Annotated in this window: 19 protein-coding genes and 2 tRNA genes; 11 read left to right on the forward strand and 10 right to left on the reverse strand. The window is 59.9% G+C overall.

The features are described from left to right. Positions 1–18: 18 nt before the first annotated feature. Both ACSQ22_RS17445 and ACSQ22_RS17450 read left to right on the forward strand, forming a co-directional pair. Entirely contained in the window at positions 19–570 is a 552-nt protein-coding gene (locus ACSQ22_RS17445; RefSeq protein WP_436131049.1) for a ClpXP protease specificity-enhancing factor, read from the forward strand. Positions 571–621: 51 nt separating this feature from the next. Next, positions 622–697 (forward strand) — tRNA-Thr (locus ACSQ22_RS17450). Between the two features lie 46 nt (positions 698–743). On the opposite strand, the gene ACSQ22_RS17455 is transcribed toward ACSQ22_RS17450, so the two are convergent. After that, positions 744–1,043: a hypothetical protein gene (locus ACSQ22_RS17455; protein WP_055399197.1), complete on the reverse strand. Its 300-nt coding sequence runs from the start codon at positions 1,041–1,043 to the stop codon at positions 744–746. A 31-nt stretch (positions 1,044–1,074) separates the two neighbouring features. On the opposite strand from ACSQ22_RS17455, the gene ACSQ22_RS17460 reads away from it, so the two are divergent. From ACSQ22_RS17460 to ACSQ22_RS17480, 5 genes are all read left to right on the forward strand, one after another. Next, on the forward strand, positions 1,075–2,058 hold the full coding sequence (locus tag ACSQ22_RS17460) for a M23 family metallopeptidase (RefSeq protein ID WP_436131050.1): 984 nt from the start codon (positions 1,075–1,077) through the stop codon (positions 2,056–2,058). A gap of 137 nt (positions 2,059–2,195) precedes the next feature. Next, a complete protein-coding gene (secA, locus tag ACSQ22_RS17465) occupies positions 2,196–4,949 on the forward strand; it encodes a preprotein translocase subunit SecA (RefSeq protein ID WP_436131051.1) in 2,754 nt (917 codons plus the stop codon). 95 nt (positions 4,950–5,044) lie between these two features. Continuing rightward, complete coding sequence (argJ, locus tag ACSQ22_RS17470) at positions 5,045–6,274, forward strand: bifunctional glutamate N-acetyltransferase/amino-acid acetyltransferase ArgJ (protein ID WP_436131052.1); 1,230 nt, start codon at positions 5,045–5,047, stop codon at positions 6,272–6,274. Between the two features lie 56 nt (positions 6,275–6,330). Further along, entirely contained in the window at positions 6,331–7,203 is an 873-nt protein-coding gene (locus ACSQ22_RS17475; RefSeq protein WP_436131053.1) for an ATP-binding protein, read from the forward strand. Beyond that, the gene (locus ACSQ22_RS17480) at positions 7,196–7,666 is read left to right on the forward strand and encodes an NUDIX domain-containing protein (protein WP_436131077.1); all 471 of its coding nucleotides are present in this window, start codon (positions 7,196–7,198) and stop codon (positions 7,664–7,666) included. Before ACSQ22_RS17475 ends, ACSQ22_RS17480 begins: the two co-directional genes overlap by 8 nt. A gap of 95 nt (positions 7,667–7,761) precedes the next feature. Here the strand turns inward: ACSQ22_RS17480 and ACSQ22_RS17485 are convergent, their stop codons facing one another. The 8 genes from ACSQ22_RS17485 to ACSQ22_RS17520 all read right to left on the reverse strand — a co-directional run bounded on the left by ACSQ22_RS17485 (position 7,762) and on the right by ACSQ22_RS17520 (position 14,529). Beyond that, positions 7,762–7,980: a DNA gyrase inhibitor YacG gene (locus ACSQ22_RS17485; protein WP_055399187.1), complete on the reverse strand. Its 219-nt coding sequence runs from the start codon at positions 7,978–7,980 to the stop codon at positions 7,762–7,764. A 51-nt stretch (positions 7,981–8,031) separates the two neighbouring features. After that, positions 8,032–8,787: a cell division protein ZapD gene (zapD, locus tag ACSQ22_RS17490; RefSeq protein WP_055399185.1), complete on the reverse strand. Its 756-nt coding sequence runs from the start codon at positions 8,785–8,787 to the stop codon at positions 8,032–8,034. A gap of 85 nt (positions 8,788–8,872) precedes the next feature. Continuing rightward, complete coding sequence (gene coaE, locus ACSQ22_RS17495) at positions 8,873–9,493, reverse strand: dephospho-CoA kinase (RefSeq protein ID WP_436131054.1); 621 nt, start codon at positions 9,491–9,493, stop codon at positions 8,873–8,875. A 3-nt stretch (positions 9,494–9,496) separates the two neighbouring features. After that, positions 9,497–10,375, reverse strand: coding sequence for a prepilin peptidase (locus tag ACSQ22_RS17500; protein WP_436131055.1), 879 nt, complete (start codon positions 10,373–10,375; stop codon positions 9,497–9,499). Continuing rightward, entirely contained in the window at positions 10,375–11,592 is a 1,218-nt protein-coding gene (locus ACSQ22_RS17505) for a type II secretion system F family protein (RefSeq protein ID WP_176888506.1), read from the reverse strand. The genes ACSQ22_RS17500 and ACSQ22_RS17505 overlap by 1 nt, the downstream gene beginning before the upstream one ends. Positions 11,593–11,609: 17 nt before the next feature. Next, the gene (gene pilB / locus ACSQ22_RS17510) at positions 11,610–13,349 is read right to left on the reverse strand and encodes a type IV-A pilus assembly ATPase PilB (protein WP_176888507.1); all 1,740 of its coding nucleotides are present in this window, start codon (positions 13,347–13,349) and stop codon (positions 11,610–11,612) included. 133 nt (positions 13,350–13,482) lie between these two features. After that, positions 13,483–13,559 (reverse strand) — tRNA-Pro (locus tag ACSQ22_RS17515). Positions 13,560–13,599: 40 nt separating this feature from the next. After that, positions 13,600–14,529 carry a polyprenyl synthetase family protein gene (locus tag ACSQ22_RS17520; protein ID WP_436131056.1) on the reverse strand — a complete coding sequence of 310 codons (930 nt, stop codon included), beginning with the start codon at positions 14,527–14,529 and terminating at the stop codon, positions 13,600–13,602. Positions 14,530–14,755: 226 nt separating this feature from the next. Here ACSQ22_RS17520 and rplU point away from each other — a divergent pair, with 226 nt between their 5' ends. The 4 genes from rplU (at position 14,756) to proB (ending at position 17,814) form a co-directional block, all read left to right on the forward strand. Beyond that, on the forward strand, positions 14,756–15,067 hold the full coding sequence (rplU, locus tag ACSQ22_RS17525; RefSeq protein WP_005794184.1) for a 50S ribosomal protein L21: 312 nt from the start codon (positions 14,756–14,758) through the stop codon (positions 15,065–15,067). Between the two features lie 15 nt (positions 15,068–15,082). Then, entirely contained in the window at positions 15,083–15,340 is a 258-nt protein-coding gene (gene rpmA, locus ACSQ22_RS17530) for a 50S ribosomal protein L27 (protein WP_008905145.1), read from the forward strand. Positions 15,341–15,511: 171 nt separating this feature from the next. Next, entirely contained in the window at positions 15,512–16,582 is a 1,071-nt protein-coding gene (gene cgtA, locus ACSQ22_RS17535) for an Obg family GTPase CgtA (RefSeq protein ID WP_436131057.1), read from the forward strand. A 92-nt stretch (positions 16,583–16,674) separates the two neighbouring features. Next, positions 16,675–17,814 carry a glutamate 5-kinase gene (gene proB, locus ACSQ22_RS17540; RefSeq protein ID WP_436131058.1) on the forward strand — a complete coding sequence of 380 codons (1,140 nt, stop codon included), beginning with the start codon at positions 16,675–16,677 and terminating at the stop codon, positions 17,812–17,814. A 113-nt stretch (positions 17,815–17,927) separates the two neighbouring features. On the opposite strand, the gene ACSQ22_RS17545 is transcribed toward proB, so the two are convergent. Next, positions 17,928–18,596: an RNA pyrophosphohydrolase gene (locus ACSQ22_RS17545; RefSeq protein ID WP_055399169.1), complete on the reverse strand. Its 669-nt coding sequence runs from the start codon at positions 18,594–18,596 to the stop codon at positions 17,928–17,930. Positions 18,597–18,600: the final 4 nt, after the last annotated feature.

The raw sequence follows: 18,600 nt of genomic DNA on the forward strand, positions 1-18,600 counted from the left end.
CAGTTGCCTTTCACCTTCATGACCGCACAGGAATCTACGTCCACACGCCCGTACCTCATTCGTGCCTTGTACGAGTGGTGCACCGACAACGGGCTGACGCCGTATGTGGCGGTGCGTGTCGATGATTCGGTGCAGGTGCCTCGTGAATACGTGAAGGATGGTGAGATCGTCCTGAACATCAGTTTTGATGCGACGAGTGCCTTGCAACTGGGCAACGATTTCATCGAGTTCAAGGCCCGGTTTGGCGGCAAGCCGCGTGAGATCCTCGTGCCGGTGGGGCGGGTGATCGCCATCTATGCCCGTGAAAACGGGCAGGGTATGGCGTTTCCACCCCCGGTGGATGTGCTTGCTGGTGGTGCAGCTGCTGCCGGGGCCATCGCTCCCGTGCTGGCAGAAGCGGTGCCTTCCGAAGATGCTTCTGCTGCAAGTGGAGCGCAAACTTCCGAGGACCGCGTGGTGCAGCTGGTATCTGCGGATGACGGCAGGAAAGATGGCGACGAAGGGGGTGACGCGCCGCGACCACCTCCGGCTGCGGGTGGCGCTCGGCCATCGCTCAAGCGGGTGAAATAACCGCCCCTTGTTTTTTTGAGGCTGCTTTTTCCACGATAAAATGCAGCCTTCGCCGGTTTAGCTCAGTTGGTAGAGCACCCGCCTTGTAAGCGGTAGGTCGTCAGTTCGATTCCGACAACCGGCACCAGTTTTCTCCTGTTCCTCCCCGCATTCCCTGATCCTGGCGTTGACCGTCAGGTTTGAACTTTCAGGCGAATCGCGTTAACCTCCCACCCCCGGCTGCGCAAATGCGCCTGCAAAGCAGGCAGCAGTTGGCGTATTTTTGCCGCGGCGGCATTGCTTTTGACCAGCAGGCACCAGGAGTCTCCATCAATGGGGCCGGCCTGGATCGCTGGGCGCAGCGCCGCAGGAATCAGCATTTCAATGGCCTTGAGCCGATCACTGGAGTCGCGTGTCAGCGCTGTGAGCTTGGCCAGCGTGGGAGAGTCCTCGCTGGCTTGCTGCAGGGTGACGGCGTAGTGGCGGCGGTTCATGGTGTGCGTCTTCGGGCGTGGAGAATTCGTAGTGCATCTGATTATCACGGACGCCAGGCTGGCGCGTAGCCGGGCCATTCATTTGTCGGGCACCCGCCTGATCCTGGCAGGGCTATTGCTGTCGCTGTGCCTCATGCTGGTGGCTGCGACGCTGTACCACTGGGTGTTTCTCAAGGGCGCGCGTGAAGGCTGGCCGATTGTGGGGTCATTGGTACGGCTGGTCGTCAAGGACGAGTTTGCAGAGCGGGACCGTTTCATGCGTGCCAATCTGGATGCCATGGCCCGCCGCGTTGGCGAGATGCAGGCCCGCATGGTGCAGCTGGAATCCTTGGGTGACCGCGTGCTGGGCCTTGCAGGCATGGCGCCGGCCGATGTCCAGAAGTCCGATGGTCGTGGAGGGGTGTTGGTCAGTGCACGCAATCTCTCCATGGAGGAACTGCAATCCACCCTTGACGAGCTGGAGCGCCTGACCAACCAGCGTGTGGATTTGATGACCGTGCTCGAATCGCGCCTTTTTGATCAGCACATCCGCAAGAAGATGATTCCTACCCATGCACCTGTCACCGGACGGGTGCCGGGCTCGGCGTTTGGCTGGCGCGTAGACCCAATCACCGGCCAGTCGGCCTTGCACACGGGCCTGGATTTTCAGGCAGATACCGGAACACCGATCCTGGCAGCTGCGGGGGGTGTAGTCGTGACGCAGGAATACCATTCGGCTTACGGCAACATGATCGAGGTGGACCACGGCAACCAGCTGGTCACGCGCTACGCCCACGCGTCGCGCACCTTGGTCAAGCAGGGCGACATCGTACGCCGTGGCCAGAAGATTGCCGAAGTGGGAACCACAGGGCGTTCCACTGGTCCCCACCTTCACTTTGAGGTGCTGGTGCAAGGGGTTTTCCAGGACCCACAGAAGTTTCTCAGCGCTGGTGGCACGGCTGCGGGCGCGCAGGTTGCGGCGATCCAGCCGCACGCATCGCCCGGCCAGCCGGCCACACCTGCACCGGGCAGGTAAAATCGCGGGTCCGGTGTTCACGGCCCGGGATTGCAGTGCTTGCAATCCTTGGTGATGGACCCACCTGAACTCAATTCATCTTAGGGATTTCGGTCGCTTGACGCGCTGCTTGCAGCGGGGCAGGCGGTCCTGTTCGCATGGCCACCAACTTCCTCACCAAACTATTCGGCAGCCGCAACGACCGGCTCCTCAAGCAGTACCGCAAGACGGTGACCCGCATCAACGCGATGGAGCCCGACTACGAGAAACTGTCGGACGAGCAGCTCAAGGCCAAGACGCAGGAGTTCAAGGAGCGCGTGGCCAAGGGCGAATCGCTGGATGACATCCTGCCCGAAGCCTTTGCCGTGGTGCGCGAGGGCTCCAAGCGCATCATGAAGATGCGGCACTTTGACGTGCAGCTGCTGGGGGGCATGGCATTGCACTTTGGCAAGATCTCCGAAATGCGGACGGGCGAGGGCAAGACCCTCACCGCCACCTTGCCCGTGTACCTCAATGCTCTGTCGGGCAAGGGTGTGCACGTGGTGACCGTGAACGACTACCTCGCCAACCGCGATGCGCAGTGGATGGGGCGCCTGTACAACTTCCTGGGCCTCACGGTGGGCATCAACCTGCCGAACATGCCGCGCGAGCAAAAGCAGGAAGCCTACCGCGCTGACATCACTTACGGTACCAACAACGAATACGGCTTTGACTACCTGCGCGACAACATGGTCTACGAAGCGCAGGACCGCGTGCAGCAAGGCCTGAACTTCGCCATCGTCGATGAGGTGGACTCGATCCTGATCGACGAAGCCCGCACACCGCTGATCATCAGCGGCCAGGCCGAAGACCACACAGCGATGTACATCGCCATGAACAAGGTGGTGCCCCTGCTGGTGCGCCAGGAAGGCGAAGCCGACCCGCGCACGGGTGAAGGCGTGACCAAGCCTGGCGACTTCACGCTGGACGAGAAGACGCACCAGGTGTTCCTGACAGAGCAGGGCCACGAGAGCGCTGAGCGCATCCTGGCCAGCCAGGGCCTGATTGCCGAGGGGGCCTCGGTGTACGACCCGGCCAACATCACGCTGATGCACCACCTGTATGCGGCGCTGCGTGCCAACCACCTGTATCACCGCGACCAGCACTATGTGGTGCAAAACGGTGAGATCGTGATCGTGGACGAGTTCACCGGCCGCCTGATGTCGGGCCGCCGCTGGAGCGAAGGCCTGCACCAGGCCGTGGAAGCCAAGGAAGGCGTGAACATCCAGGCCGAAAACCAGACGCTGGCCTCGATCACGTTCCAGAACTACTTCCGCCTGTACAACAAGCTCGCCGGCATGACCGGTACGGCCGATACGGAAGCCTACGAGTTCCAGGAAATCTACGGCCTGGAAACCGTGGTCATCCCGCCGAACCGCCCCAGCCGCCGCGACGACCAGCTGGACCGCGTTTACAAGACCACGCGCGAGAAGTACGAAGCCGCCATCAAGGACATCCGTGAATGCCACGAGCGCGGCCAGCCCGTTCTGGTGGGCACCACGTCGATCGAGAACTCTGAAATCATCGACCAGCTCCTGAACAAGGAAGGCCTGCCGCATCAGGTGCTGAACGCCAAGCAGCATGCACGGGAGGCGGACATCGTGGCCCAGGCAGGCCGTGCGGGCATGATCACCATCGCGACCAACATGGCCGGGCGCGGGACCGACATCGTGCTGGGCGGCAACATTGAAAAGGATGTGGCGGCCATCGAGGCCGATGAGACCCTGTCTGAAACGGAGCGCGCTGCCAAGGTGGCGGCGTTGCGCGAGCAGTGGAAGATCGATCACGAGAAGGTCAAGGAACTGGGTGGCTTGCGCATCATTGCGACCGAGCGCCATGAGTCCCGCCGCATCGACAACCAGCTGCGCGGCCGCTCGGGCCGTCAGGGCGACCCTGGCTCGTCGCGTTTCTACCTGAGCCTGGACGATTCCCTGATGCGCATCTTCGCGGGCGACCGCGTCAAGGCCATCATGGACCGCCTGAAGATGCCCGATGGCGAAGCCATTGAAGCCGGCATCGTGACGCGCAGCATCGAGTCGGCCCAGCGCAAGGTGGAAGCCCGCAACTTCGACATCCGCAAACAGCTGCTGGAATACGACGATGTGTCCAACGACCAGCGCAAGGTGATCTACCAGCAGCGCAACGACATCCTGGATGCGGCTGACCTGTCCGACGTGATCGCCGCCATGCGCGAAGACTGCATGACCGATCTGGTGCGCCAGTATGTGCCCGCCGAATCGGTGGAAGAGCAGTGGGACCTCGCCGCGCTGGAAAAGGTGCTGGCCGAAGAATGGCAGGTGTCGATTGCCTTGCAGCAGGTGGTGCAGGGCGCCAGCGCCATCACCGACGATGAAATCCTGGAGAAGGTGCTGGCCGCTGCCCATGCCTCGTTTGACGCCAAGGTGGCGCAGGTTGGGCGCGAGAACTTCACGCAGTTCGAGCGCATGGTGCTGCTGCAGAGCTTCGACTCCAATTGGCGCGACCACCTCTCCGCACTGGACTATCTGCGCCAGGGCATTCACCTGCGTGGCTATGCGCAGAAGCAACCCAAGCAGGAATACAAGCGCGAGGCCTTCGAGCTGTTCCGCCAGCTGATCGACCAGGTCAAGAACGAAGTCACCAAGATCCTCATGACTGTGCAGGTGCAATCGCAGGAGCAGCTGGACCAGGCCGCACAAGAGATGGAAAGCCGCGGCGAAAGCATTGCCAACGTGACCTATACCGCGCCGACCGAAACGGGCGAGGTCGAAACCACGGTGGATGCGCAGGCGCAGGACTTGGCGCTGCCGGAGGGCATGCGTGTGGGCCGCAACGATCCTTGCCCTTGTGGCAGCGGCAAGAAGTACAAGCAGTGCCACGGCAAGCTCGCCTGATTTCCTGATCCACACAACACGGGCTTCGGCCCGTGTTTTCATTGGCGTGCCACGGTTTTCCGGATAATCGGCCGCAGTTTTTCAGAAGGACCCCCATGCCCGTCAATCTAGTTGCCCCCGTTGCCGCTGATCTGCACCCGATTGCTGGAGTGCGCATTGGCGTTGCCGAAGCCGGTGTGCGCAAAGCCAACCGCAAGGATCTCACCGTGTTCCTGCTGGATGAGGGTGCCAGCGTGGCGGGCGTGTTCACGCAGAACCGTTTTTGCGCGGCGCCGGTGCAAATCAGCCGCGACCACCTTGCCAGCGGGCAGCCCATCCGCGCCATGCTGATCAACACCGGCAATGCCAACGCTGGCACGGGCGCTGATGGCGTGGCGCGTGCGCGCGCCACGTGCGTTGCCCTCGCGCGCCAGCTCAGCGTAGCGCCCGAGCAGATCCTGCCGTTTTCCACCGGCGTGATCATGGAGCCGCTGCCCAACGACCGCATCGAGGCAGGCCTGCCCGCCGCCATTGCCGACGCGCAGCCGGGCCACTGGGCGCGCGCCGCAGAAGGCATCATGACCACGGACACCTTGCCCAAGGCCTTCTCTGCCCAAGTGAAGGTTGGTGGTGCCACCGTGTCCATCACCGGCATCAGCAAGGGCGCGGGCATGATCCGGCCCAACATGGCCACCATGCTCGGCTTTATGGCCACGGACGCCTGCGTGGCCCCTGTCGTCATGCAGCAGCTGGCTCGCGAACTGGCCGATGGCTCGTTCAACCGCGTCACCATCGATGGCGACACCTCCACCAACGATTCGTTTGTGGTGGTGGCGACCAACAAGGCCGCGCATGCGCCCATTACGTCTCTGGCAAGCGCCGAGGGCCAGGCCCTCAAGGCCGCCATGCTGGCGGTATCGCAAAAGCTCGCCCAGGCCATTGTGCGCGACGGCGAAGGCGCTACCAAGTTCATCACCGTGCAGGTAGAAGGTGGCAAGACCGGCGAAGAGTGCCGCAAGGTGGCCTACGCCATCGCCCATTCGCCGTTGGTCAAAACCGCGTTCTATGCCAGCGACCCAAACCTGGGCCGCATCCTCGCGGCCGTGGGCTACGCGGGCATTGACGACCTCGACCAGACCGGTATCGATCTGTACCTGGACGATGTACACGTGGCCATTCAGGGCGGACGCAACCCCGCCTACCGCGAGGAAGACGGCCAGCGCGTGATGAAGCAAAGCGAGATCACAGTGCGCGTGCTGCTGGGTCGGGGCGAGGCCTCCGACACGGTGTGGACCTGCGATTTCAGCCACGAATACGTCACCATCAATGCGGACTATCGTTCGTAAAGAATGCTCCTAATTTGATAGCTTTTGGCGCTTGATAGATAAGCGCTAGGCCCGAAATGAATCAAAAATTTGAACATCTGATCGAGCGGGCCGAGCAGCTGATCGCCCGCATCGAGTCTGTGCTGCCCCAGCCCCTGGGAGCGCCGGACTGGTCTTTGTCCATCGCCTGGCGTTACCGCAAGCGCAGCAGTGGCCACGGCACCCTGGAGCCCGTGCGCCATGTGGCTGCGATGCAGCTGGCGGATCTCAAAGAGATCGACGGGCAAAAGGAAAAGATTCAGCGCAATACCGAGCAGTTTGTGTTGGGCAAGCCCGCCAACAACGTGCTGCTGACCGGTGCGCGTGGAACCGGCAAGTCGTCGCTCATCAAGGCCTGCCTGAATGCGTACGCCGGGCAGGGCCTGCGCCTGATCGAGGTGGACAAGGCGGATCTGGTCGACCTGCCGGATATCGTGGATGTGGTGGCCGACCGGCCCGAGAAATTCATCATCTTTTGCGATGACCTGAGCTTTGAAGACGGCGAGCCAGGCTACAAGGCGCTCAAGTCGATCCTGGATGGATCGGTGGCCGCCGCCACGCCCAATGTGCTGATCTACGCCACCAGCAATCGGCGCCACCTGTTGCCCGAATACATGGCTGAAAACCTCACGTACACCCACACCGCTGATGGCGAAGTGCACCCCGGTGAAGTGGTGGAGGAGAAGATTTCGCTGTCAGAGCGGTTTGGCCTGTGGGTGAGCTTCTACCCCTTCAGCCAGGAGGAGTACCTGACCATCGTCGCCCAGTGGCTGGCCTCCTTTGGGGTCTCCGCCGCTGCGATTGCAGCGGCCCGGCCCGAGGCGCTGGTCTGGGCGCTGGAGCGCGGCTCGCGCAGTGGCCGTGTGGCCTACCAGTTTGCGCGTGACTATGCGGGGCGCCATGATGGTTGATTCTGTTGCCAAATCCGCTGCTGCGCCTGCAACACCGGCCGCGACCACGGCGCGCAAGCACACCGAGGTGGCTGTCGGTATCCTCTTGCGGGCCGATGGCGCGATGTTGCTCTCCACACGCCCGCCGGGAAAGCCTTATGCCGGGTATTGGGAGTTTCCGGGCGGCAAGGTCGAAGCGGGCGAAACTGTGGAGCAGGCGCTGCGCAGAGAGCTGGTGGAAGAGCTGGGTGTGACCATCGGCGCTGCCAGTGTCTGGAAAGTCACGGAACACGACTACCCACATGCCCTGGTGCGCTTGCACTGGTGCAAGGTCTGGGAATGGTCGGGCGAGTTCGAAATGCGCGAAGGGCAGACCATGGAGTGGCAGCAGATGCCGCTGACGGTGTCACCGGTGCTGCCCGGTGCCTACCCGGTGCTGCAGTGGCTCGCTGAAGAGCGTGGCCTGGAACATTCGCCGGAGTGACTTTCGTTTGCTGCCGAATTTATAGCTGCTAGCGCTTCATTGGTAAGCGCTAGAGCCCAATTTTGTTTGAAATCCTGGGCAATTCCCCGTCGAGGTCAGTGCTGCAGGCGAGGATCGCCATAAGGTTCGTCGGCGGGTGGAGCCTCTGCAGGCATGCGGAAGTCCTCGCTGGCCCAGGCGCCGAGGTCGATCTGCTTGCACCGCTCGCTGCAGAATGGGCGGTACACGTTGGCGGGGCTGTAGACACTGTCACCGCCACAACTGGGGCAGGTGACGATGCGTGCTCGTGGTTGGGTGTGCGTAGAGTTGGCCATGCTCGTCGTCGTTCTCAATGTCCTTGCCTGCTACCTATCCGGCGCCGCAGCTTACGCGCACAGGGTCAGCTCGAAGGCCGCATCTTCATTGCTGGCATGCAGGCGCCCGTCACTTTCCAGCCGCATGAGCCGCACCGAGACGATCAGGCGGTTGCCGCTGATCTCGGGAATCAGGTTCAGGGCCGGGTCAATGCGCAGACGCAGCAACTGGAATGTACGGCCCTGCGGCAGGTTCTGCTGAAATTGACCGCGCTCTGCTGCCACCTTCTGGGGAACGCCAGAGTCGCGCAGCAGCTTGAGCAACACATAGATGGATTCGGCCAGCGGGGCCAGGGTCGATGCCCACTCTTCGAGGGCCTGCTGGCGCACACCTGGTTCATGGTGCTGCCACGCGTAATACGCAGGCAAATCGAACCCGCAGGTGCCACCGGGAATGCCCACCCGGCTGCGGATGCTCATCAGCCAGTCGTTTTCGGTGAGCAAGTGTCCGGACTTGCCTGATTGGGTGTTGAGAGCTGTGAAACAACGGTCGAGCTGGGCAATGACTGCGTCAAGGGCCGCTTCGGAGATCGAGGGATTGCCACGGTAGCTATCGAGCTGGTGCTTGTGCTTCTCGATGTCCTTGAGCACATCCGACTTGAGGTCGGCCCGTGCCGCCACATCCATGATTTCGAAGATGGTTACCAGCGCAAAGTGGTGGTCGAGCGCGTGGGAGCGGGGAATCAGTTCTCCCAACCGGCGGAACAACTGCTCAAGCCGCAGATAGGTTCTGAGACGCTCGTTAAAGGGATATTCGTAAAGGATCACGCTGGCGGGTTCCTGGGGGCTCAGGGAGTATTCTGACGCCGGTGGCGCACGGCATGGGGTGAAAGCACAAACGGTTTCGTTCGCATCATAGCCCGAACAGCGTGGCCACTTGCCGGGTCTGCAGGCGCAGGTCCTCTAGCGAGCAATCCCTGTCGTTGGCAATCACGGCATCTGCCACGGCGCGCCGCGCCGTGCGGCTTGCCTGCGAGGCGATGATGCCTTGCACCACCTCTCGCGCCAGGCCGCTGCGTTGCATGACCCGCTGGATCTGAGTTTCTTCAGAGCAATCCACCACCACGACCGCATCGAGCCTGCGGGCCCACCGGCCGGATTCCGCCAGCAGCGGGATGTCAAATACGATCAGGGCATGGCCTTGGTCCGCAGCCTGCTGGGCCTTCGCGTTGCTATGCAGGGTAACCAGAGGGTGCACGATCCCTTCGAGCTGGGCGCGTGCCTCGGGGTGGCTGAAGACCAGAGCACGCATTCGCGCGCGGTCCAGTGCGCCGGAGGCATCCACGAAGTCTGCCCCGAAAGTGGCTCTGATTGCGTTCATGGCCGCTCCTTGCGGGCCTGTCACGTCGCGAGCCAGCTGGTCTGCATCGATCAGGCTGCCTCCCAGCGCGGCGAACATGCCGCCCACCGTGCTCTTTCCGCTGCCAATGCCCCCGGTCAAGCCAAGGCGCAAGGGGCGCCTGCGCGGATTCATCGTTTATAGGCCCAGAAGGTTCAAGACAGCGTTAAGGATAGCGTTGGGGCCAAACACCATGGCGGTAAAACCAGCGCCGACCAGGAAGGGGCCGAAAGGGATGTAGCCGCCTTCACGCAGGCTGCTGAAGACTTTCATCCCGATACCGATGACGGCACCGATGACTGAGGACATCAGGATGATGGGGATCAGCGCCTGCCAGCCAAACCAGGCACCCAATGCGGCAAACAGCTTGAAATCCCCATAGCCCATGCCTTCCTTGCCCGTGGCGAGCTTGAATCCCCAGTAAACCAGCCAGAGCGAAAGATACCCCGCTGCCGCGCCGAGCACGGAGGCATACAAGGGCACGTCAATCCACTGCAGCGCGGAAGCGAGCAGTCCAGCCCACAGCAACGGCAAAGTGATGTCGTCCGGGAGCAGGGTCGTGTCCCAGTCGATAAACGCCAAGGCGACCAAGGCTGCCGAGAACCCGCACCAGACGAGCCCCGTGGGCGTCATCCCCCAGCGCTGGATGCACAGGAAAAAAAGGGCCCCCGTCGCCATCTCAATCAAGGGGTAGCGTACCGAGATCCGCACCTTGCACGCGGAGCAACGCCCACGCAGAAAAAGGTAGCTCAAAACAGGGATGTTCTCATACCACTGGACCATGTGCCCACACGATGGGCAGCGGGAACGGGGAACCATGAGGTTGAACCGCTCCTGTTCAGGAGGTGCGGCACCGGCATCTCCTTGCGCGCTCTGCGCCTGCGCTGCCCGGATTTCCTCAGCCCACTGGCGTTCCATGATTTTGGGAAGGCGATAGATGACCACATTGAGAAAACTACCGATCAGAAGTCCCAATATCCCGCCCAAACTTGCATTCCACCAAACGGGCATCTCCATTACACAACTTGGCCGAGTTTGAAGATTGGGAGGTACATGGAGACGACGATGCCGCCAATCAGCGTACCCAGGAACACGATGATGATGGGCTCCATCAGACTGGACAAGCCCGCCACCATTTCGTCCACTTCGGCCTCATAGAAATCCGCAGCCTTGCCCAGCATGTGGTCAATGGAACCTGATTCTTCCCCGATGGCGCACATCTGAAGGACCATGGAGGGAAAAATATTTGCGTTGCCCATGGCTGCGGTCAGGCTGGTACCGGTAGAGACTTCCTGCTGGATTTTTTCGGTTGCCATGGAATACACCGAATTGCCCGAAGCACCACCGACTGAGTCCAGAGCTTCAACCAGTGGGACCCCTGCCGCAAACATCGTGGACAGAGTACGCGTCCAGCGTGCAACACAGGATTTATCAATCAAGGCTCCAAAGATCGGAATCTTCAATAGCACGCGGTCCATGAACATCTGCATCTTCTCATTTCTTTTCCAGGCCTGCATGAAAAAGAAAAAGCCTCCACCAATCACACCGAAGATTAACCACCACCACTTTACGAAGATTTCACTAATACCCATCACGAAAAGTGTAGGGGCAGGCAAATCGGCCCCAAACGATGAAAAAACTTCCTTGAATGCAGGAATCACAAAAATCATGATGATCGTAACCACCACAAAGGCAACGATGATCACGGAAATGGGATACATCAAAGCCGATCTAATTTTTGATTTGATGGCCTCCGTTTTTTCCATGTAAGTGGCCAAACGGTCCAGCAGAGCTTCCAAAATACCGGCCGCTTCGCCTGCCTCCACAAGGTTGCAGTAAAGACTGTCGAAATACATGGGATGCTTGCGAAAAGCAGAATTCAGGGAAGTCCCTGTTTCGACATCGGAGCGGATGTCGTTGAGTAGTTTGGTAACACTTGCGTTGGTATTCCCTCGTCCCACAATATCAAATGATTGCAGAAGTGGAACGCCTGCTTTCATCATTGTGGCAAGCTGACGCGTGAACAAAGCGATGTCTTTGGGCTTTATCTTTTTGCCAGAGCGCATCCGGCGTTTCTTGATCTTTGTGGGAAAAACGCCCTGGCGGCGGAGCGTGGCTTGCACCTGGTTCTCGCCAGACGCACGCACCTCGCCCCGGACTATCTTGCCGTGGCGATCCTTGCCTTCCCATTCAAAAACAAAATCCTTGATATCCCGTGATGCAGCGGTTGCCATGCTGGACCCTCTAGTCGTTATTCGTTGGTGACGGCAAGCACTTCTTCTAGGGAAGTGAAGCCCAGTCTTGCCTTGTGCAGGCCGGATTCGCGGAGTGAGCGCACGCCTTCAGCTCTCGCCTGCTCGGCGATTTCAAGTGCACTCCCGTCGCGCAGGATGATACGTTGGATGTCCTCAGAGATCGGCATGACCTGGTAGATGCCTACCCGTCCCTTATATCCGTTGTTGCAAGCGGAGCAGCCTACGGGGCGGTAGGTGACCCAGCTTCCATCAATTTCTTCTTCTTTGTACCCTGCTTCGAGCAGCGATTCATGTGGTATGTCGGCGGGCGCTTTGCAGACGGGGCACAACCTGCGTGCCAAGCGCTGCGCTGTGATGAGAATAACGCTGGAAGCAATATTGAACGGAGCGATTCCCATATTGCGCATGCGCGTCAAAGTGGTGGGGGCATCATTGGTGTGAAGCGTTGATAACACCAAATGCCCCGTTTGTGCTGCCTTGATGGAAATGTCCGCAGTTTCCAGATCACGGATTTCGCCGACCATGATAATGTCGGGATCTTGCCGCAGAAAGGACTTGAGGGCGACCGCAAAGGTTAGTCCAGCCTTTTCATTCACATTAACTTGGTTAACGCCTGGAAGATTTATTTCGGATGGGTCTTCCGCTGTGGCAATATTGACACCTGGCTTGTTGAGAAGATTCAAGCAGGTATACAGGGAAACGGTTTTGCCGGAGCCTGTGGGGCCCGTGACCAAGATCATTCCATAGGGGCGCCCAATAGCCTCAAGCAGGCGCTCTTTCTCTTGGGGTTCATAGCCCAATGCATCAATACCCAGCTTGGCGCTGCTGGGGTCGAGAATACGGATAACAATCTTTTCCCCAAACAAGGTCGGGAGGGTGCTGACCCGGAAATCAATGACTCTGTCCGGGCCCACCTTGAGTTTCATGCGCCCGTCTTGCGGTACCCGCTTTTCAGAAATGTCCAGGCGAGAAATCACCTTGATGCGAGATGCCAGTTTGTCCTTGATGGCTATTGGTGGGGACGCGATTTCTCGCAATTCACCATCAATCCGAAATCTCACGCGGTATTGATGCTCATAAGGTTCAAAATGCAAATCCGACGCACGCATATTGAATGCGTCCAGCAGCATTTTGTGCAAGAATTTGACGATGGGAGCATCTTCTACATCAGTAGCCCCGGTATCGTTGTTGTCTGGTGCCTCTTCGATGGGCGCGTCGTCAAATTCAAAATCACCACCACCACCCGTCAGCGTTTCCAAAGACTCACTGGCCGATTTGGTGGTGGTTTCTACCAGGCGGCTGAGCTTGTCGTACTCCGCAATAATCCAGTCCACCCCCATCTGGGTGGTGAATTTTATTTTTTCAGCTGCTTCCTGGTCCGTAGGGTCTGCAGTCGCAACAATCAGCCGATTATTCCGTTTGCTGAGCACAACAACCCGATATGCTTGGCATATCTTGCCGTCGAGCAGTTCTTTCGGAAGCCTTAACGGATCAATCGCATCCAGATCGAGTAAGGGTGCGCCAAACACAGCCGACACGGTATGGGCCAAGTCGGCAGCTGACACCGCGCCAGAACCGGTCAGTTCGGCAATAAAGCTGGTCCGGCTAGTTTGTGATTTTTTGTAAATGTCCTCTGCTGCCTTTTGGGTCAGCTTGCCAGCAGACATCAGGGCCCTGCCCAATCCGGGGAGGGCCACTGCGGAGGCTTCTTTGGGGGCAGTATCGACAGCGGCCATGTAACCGGAAATATGTTAGGTGTGGAAAAGAAACCATCCTATCATCACCGATCATCTGAAGGCTGTACAGAGATTCGAGATTGGCAACAGCACCACAAAAAGGGCGCTATTGCTGAAAATGCTCTTGTATTTATGGTCGGGGTGAGAGGATTCGAACCTCCGGCCTCTACGTCCCGAACGTAGCGCTCTACCAGGCTAAGCTACACCCCGTGTGCCACGATTGCGCTCAGAAGCTGATGCAATGGGCAGATCAGTTGCGTCTTGTAAGCAACTGTGCAGCCAATTCTAGCAAAGCTGCTGAATATGCGTTGGTTGGTAATTGCTCTGCAGCCGCCATGGCCCGGCGGGCCTCGCCAAAGGCGGCGGCCCGTGTGACCTCCAATGCGCCGGTCTCGCGGACGATTTGCACGATGTCTGTCAGTTGTTCGGTCGAGCCTTGTTCAATGGCTTGGCGCACGACCTGCGCCTGAATTTCGGTGCCGCGCTCCATGGCCGCGATGAGGGGGAGGGTGGACTTGCCTTCGCGCAGATCGTCCCCCAGGTTTTTCCCCATCTCAGTCGCATCCCCGTCGTAGTCGAGGACGTCGTCAATGATCTGGAAAGCGGTGCCCAACGCTTGTCCGTAGGTTGCGCAAGCTTCCTCAATTTCAGGCGAGCTCTCGGCGAGTACTGCGCCGAGGCGTGCGCTGGCTTCAAACAGTTTGGCGGTTTTAGAGCGAATGACGCGCAGGTAGCCCGCTTCGTCGAGCGATGCGTCATGCATGTTCATCAGCTGCAACACCTCACCCTCGGCGATCACGTTGGTGGCCTCCGAGAGTATCTCCATGATCCGCATGCTGCCTGCCTCGACCATCATCTGGAAGGAGCGGGTGTGCAGAAAATCGCCAACAAGCACGCTCGCGGGGTTGCCAAAGGTTTCGTTCGCCGTGGGGCGGCCTCTGCGCAGGGTGGACGCGTCCACGACATCGTCGTGCAGCAATGTGGCGGTGTGGATCAGTTCCACAACGGCCGCGAGGCTGTGCCGATGTGCGCCACGATACCCCAGGGCGCCGCAGACCATCAGCAGCAGTGCCGGTCGCAGGCGTTTCCCGCCAGCGGCAATGATGTACTGCGATATCTGGGCCACCAGAGGGACGCTGGACGTCAGGCGCTGACCAATGACCTTGTCGACCTCGTGCATGTCTTGTGCAACGAGCAAGAGAGGGGATGCTGCGGGGGCGGTGTGGTCAGTCAAGATGGTGGTCACAGAAAGAGACCGGATTATAGGAAGCCCCGGAGGTGCTTCGTTGCGACCATCGAGGCGGCGATGCTGTCGCTGAAAGCGGGGGTGGCGTGTTGTATAGCAATGCGCTATACTCTTGGGCTCTGCAGAAATTCGTCTGCAGAACTCATATCAAGAGGTCAACATGTACGCGGTCATAAAAACCGGCGGCAAGCAGTATCGCGTTGCTTCCGGCGAAAAAATTAAAGTAGAACAGATTGCTGCGGACGTAGGCCAGGAAATTGTGATCGACCAGGTTCTGGCTGTCGGCAACGGCGCTGAACTGAAGGTTGGTACGCCCCTGGTGTCCGGCGCAACCGTGAAAGCCACTGTCGTGGCCCACGGCAAGCACGACAAAGTGCATATCTTCAAGATGCGCCGTCGCAAGCACTATCAAAAACGCCAAGGCCATCGCCAGCAGTTCACTGAGCTGCAAATCGGTGCGATTGCTGCTTAATCAAAGGAGCTAGTCATGGCACAGAAAAAAGGCGGCGGCTCTACGCGAAACGGACGTGACTCCAAGCCAAAGATGCTGGGTGTCAAGGCGTTCGGTGGTGAACTGATCAGCGCTGGCTCGATCATCGTGCGCCAACGGGGCACGCGTTTCCACCCCGGCAACAATGTCGGCGTGGGCAAGGACCACACCTTGTTCGCACTGGTGGACGGCCACGTGTCGTTCGGTACCAAGGGTGCGTTGTCCAAGTCCACGGTCAATGTGACTCCTGCCTGAGGTTCATTCCTCTGGTAGCCATCGAAGCCCCGCTTTGCCGGGGCTTTGTTGTTTGGTCTGTACGATGGCGCTCAAGTCGTCGGCAGACGGCGCCTGCAAGGCGTTCCGCGGTTCCGACAGAATCAGGCAGTCTGCTGCCGGTGCTGCGCCCTTTTGTAAACTGGATATCCCATGAAGTTCGTCGATGAAGCCTTTATTGACATTGCCGCCGGTGATGGTGGCAATGGCTGCGTGTCTTTTCGGCACGAAAAGTACAAGGAATTCGGCGGTCCCAACGGTGGGGATGGTGGTCGCGGTGGGCATGTGTTTGCCGTGGCTGATCCGAACCTGAACACCCTGGTGGACTTTCGCTATTCGCGCAGGCACGAGGCCAAGCGGGGCGAGCATGGCATGGGATCGGATATGTTTGGTGAGGCTGGTGCCGACATCACCCTCAAGATGCCGGTCGGCACCATCATCACAGACGCCGAAACGGGCGAGGTGCTCTACGAGCTGCTGAACCCGGGCGAGGTCATCACCATTGCAAAGGGTGGTGATGGCGGCTTTGGCAATATGCGCTTCAAGAGCGCTATCAACCGGGCCCCGCGCCAGAAGACACCAGGCTGGCCCGGCGAGAAGAAGAACCTGAAGCTGGAATTGAAGGTGCTGGCCGACGTGGGCCTGCTGGGCATGCCCAATGCGGGTAAATCCACCTTCATCACGGCGGTGTCCAACGCCCGCCCCAAGATTGCAGACTACCCCTTTACGACGCTGCATCCCAACTTGGGTGTGGTTCGCGTGGGGCCGGAGCAGAGTTTTGTGGTGGCTGATATTCCCGGTCTCATCGAAGGCGCTTCGGAAGGTGCGGGCCTCGGGCACCAGTTTCTGCGCCATCTGCAGCGCACCCGCCTGCTGCTGCACATTGTGGATCTGGCGCCTTTCGACGATGCGGTGGACCCGGTGGCTCAGGCCAAAGCCATCGTCAACGAGCTCAAGAAGTATGACCAGCAGTTGTACAACAAGCCGCGCTGGCTGGTGCTGAACAAGCTGGACATGGTGCCCACCGAAGAGCGGGAAGCCCGTGTGAAGGATTTCGTCAAGCGCTTCAAGTGGAAGGGGCCGGTGTTTGAGATTTCTGCCCTCACGCGTGAAGGCTGCGAGCCGCTGATCCATGCCATCTTCCGCCATGTGCAGTCCGAACAGCGGGTGGAGAACGAGCCAGTGGAAATTGATCCACGTTTTGCAGGGGATGCGCCAGCCTGATTTGCAGTCACGGTCTGCGTTCTCATTTGCTATATTAATAATAGCTATTGGCGCTTTTTGGATAAGCGCTAGCGGCCAAAAAAACTTAAAAAATGGTTTCCAGCGTATTGCGTGACGCCCGCCGCATCGTGGTCAAGGTGGGCTCCAGTCTTGTGACCAACGAGGGCCGTGGCCTCGACGAAACCGCCATTGGCGAGTGGAGTCGTCAGCTGGCGGCTCTGGTGCGTGGCGATGGCGGGCTGCCGCGCGAGGTTGTGATGGTGTCCAGTGGCGCCATTGCCGAAGGCATGAAGCGCCTGGGCTGGACCACGCGGCCGAACGAAGTTCACGAGCTGCAGGCCGCCGCTGCCGTTGGGCAGATGGGGCTGGCGCAGATGTACGAAACCAAGCTGCGCGAGCAAGGCATGGGCAGCGCACAGGTGTTGCTCACCCATGCTGACCTTGCCGACCGCGAGCGCTACCTGAATGCGCGCTCGACCCTGCTGACGCTCTTGCGCCTGGGTGTGGTGCCGGTGATCAATGAGAACGACACCGTCGTCAACGACGAAATCAAGTTCGGCGACAACGACACCCTGGGCGCACTGGTGGCGAACCTGGTCGAGGCCGACGCGCTGATCATCCTCACCGACCAGAAGGGCCTGTACACGGCCGACCCGCGCCGCGATGCGTCCGCGCAGTTTGTGCACGAAGCCAAGGCCGGCGACCCAGCGCTGGAGGCCATGGCCGGTGGTGCGGGTTCCAGCATTGGCAAGGGCGGCATGATCACCAAGATCCTCGCGGCCAAGCGTGCTGCTGGTTCTGGCGCCTCCACAGTCATTGCCTGGGGGCGCGAATCCGATGTGCTGGTTCGCCTCGTTCAAGGCGAGGCGCTGGGTACGCTGCTGGTGGCCCAGACGCAAAAAAAGCAAGCCCGCAAACAGTGGATGGCCGATCACCTGCAATTGCGCGGCTCGGTGGTGGTGGACGCGGGGGCTGCGGCCAAGGTGCGTGATGAAGGCAAGAGCCTGCTGCCTATCGGTATGACGGCTGTGGAGGGTGACTTTTCGCGCGGCGACGTGATTGCCGTGCGCGACGTATCCGGCACCGAAATTGCCCGTGGCTTGGCCAACTATGCTGCGGCCGAGGCCAGAATGTTGTGCCGCAAGCCTTCGACCGAATTCGAAAAGCTTCTGGGTTACGTTGCCGAGCCAGAGATGGTGCATCGAGACAACATGGTGCTGGCCGCCAGCTGACGGCGAAAGCCAGCAGCCAACGTAGCTTCTCAAAGACACCATTAGTCCACCAACAAAAACGCCTGCGATTTGCAGGCGTTTTTCATGGGACTGGCGATCGCCTCGCCAATGAATTAACGCGGCGTGGTGACCGCAGGCAGTCCGTCCAGCTCTCCAGGCACACTGTTCTGCGGATCCGGATCGAAACTGGCCCCCGGTGGAAGCTCCATGCCCGGATTGATCAACATGGACCCCGTCCGAAACATGGTGCCCGCGTGTTCGCCCTCGCGCGTGCGCATGCCACTGCGCAGGTAGCGGTTGCGCTGCTCGTGGCGAGGCAGGAAGCGGGCCAGTTCCGTCAGCGCCATTTCATAGACGCCACGCTTGAATTCGACCACGACATCCAGCGGAACCCAGTAGTCATTCCAGCGCCAGGCGTCGAATTCCGGATGGTTGGTGGCACGCAGGTTCAGGTCCCAGTCGTGTCCTACCAGTTGAAGCAGATACCAGATTTGTTTCTGGCCCTTGTAGTGTCCGCGTGCATCGCGGCGGATGTACCGGTCAGGCACCTCATAGCGCAACCAGTCCCGGGTGCGGGCCACCACGCGTACGTGGTTGGGCAATAAGCCCACTTCTTCATGCAGCTCACGGAACATGGCTTGCTCGGGGGTTTCTCCCCGGTCAATGCCACCCTGCGGAAACTGCCAGCTGTGGGTGCGTATACGCTTGCCCCAGAACACCTGGTTTTTCTGGTTGAGCAGGATGATGCCGACGTTCGGCCGAAAGCCGTCCCGGTCAAGCATAATC

Source organism: Acidovorax sp. LjRoot38 (genome assembly GCF_964252975.1).
Taxonomy (GTDB): domain Bacteria; phylum Pseudomonadota; class Gammaproteobacteria; order Burkholderiales; family Burkholderiaceae_C; genus Acidovorax; species Acidovorax facilis.

Excerpts from the sequence above, each read along its gene's own strand:
- secA (WP_436131051.1), top strand. The coding sequence starts at position 2,196 with ATGGCCACCAACTTCCTCACCAAACTATTCGGCAGCCGCAACGACCGG.
- ACSQ22_RS17500 (WP_436131055.1), bottom strand. The coding sequence starts at position 10,375 with ATGGAGATGCCCGTTTGGTGGAATGCAAGTTTGGGCGGGATATTGGGA.
- ACSQ22_RS17455 (WP_055399197.1), bottom strand. The coding sequence starts at position 1,043 with ATGAACCGCCGCCACTACGCCGTCACCCTGCAGCAAGCCAGCGAGGAC.
- ACSQ22_RS17505 (WP_176888506.1), bottom strand. The coding sequence starts at position 11,592 with ATGGCAACCGCTGCATCACGGGATATCAAGGATTTTGTTTTTGAATGG.
- ACSQ22_RS17480 (WP_436131077.1), top strand. The coding sequence starts at position 7,196 with ATGGTTGATTCTGTTGCCAAATCCGCTGCTGCGCCTGCAACACCGGCC.
- rpmA (WP_008905145.1), top strand. The coding sequence starts at position 15,083 with ATGGCACAGAAAAAAGGCGGCGGCTCTACGCGAAACGGACGTGACTCC.
- ACSQ22_RS17445 (WP_436131049.1), top strand. The coding sequence starts at position 19 with ATGACCGCACAGGAATCTACGTCCACACGCCCGTACCTCATTCGTGCC.
- ACSQ22_RS17545 (WP_055399169.1), bottom strand. The coding sequence starts at position 18,596 with ATGCTTGACCGGGACGGCTTTCGGCCGAACGTCGGCATCATCCTGCTC.
- rplU (WP_005794184.1), top strand. The coding sequence starts at position 14,756 with ATGTACGCGGTCATAAAAACCGGCGGCAAGCAGTATCGCGTTGCTTCC.
- pilB (WP_176888507.1), bottom strand. The coding sequence starts at position 13,349 with ATGGCCGCTGTCGATACTGCCCCCAAAGAAGCCTCCGCAGTGGCCCTC.
- coaE (WP_436131054.1), bottom strand. The coding sequence starts at position 9,493 with ATGAATCCGCGCAGGCGCCCCTTGCGCCTTGGCTTGACCGGGGGCATT.
- cgtA (WP_436131057.1), top strand. The coding sequence starts at position 15,512 with ATGAAGTTCGTCGATGAAGCCTTTATTGACATTGCCGCCGGTGATGGT.
- proB (WP_436131058.1), top strand. The coding sequence starts at position 16,675 with ATGGTTTCCAGCGTATTGCGTGACGCCCGCCGCATCGTGGTCAAGGTG.
- ACSQ22_RS17485 (WP_055399187.1), bottom strand. The coding sequence starts at position 7,980 with ATGGCCAACTCTACGCACACCCAACCACGAGCACGCATCGTCACCTGC.
- argJ (WP_436131052.1), top strand. The coding sequence starts at position 5,045 with ATGCCCGTCAATCTAGTTGCCCCCGTTGCCGCTGATCTGCACCCGATT.
- ACSQ22_RS17475 (WP_436131053.1), top strand. The coding sequence starts at position 6,331 with ATGAATCAAAAATTTGAACATCTGATCGAGCGGGCCGAGCAGCTGATC.
- ACSQ22_RS17520 (WP_436131056.1), bottom strand. The coding sequence starts at position 14,529 with ATGCACGAGGTCGACAAGGTCATTGGTCAGCGCCTGACGTCCAGCGTC.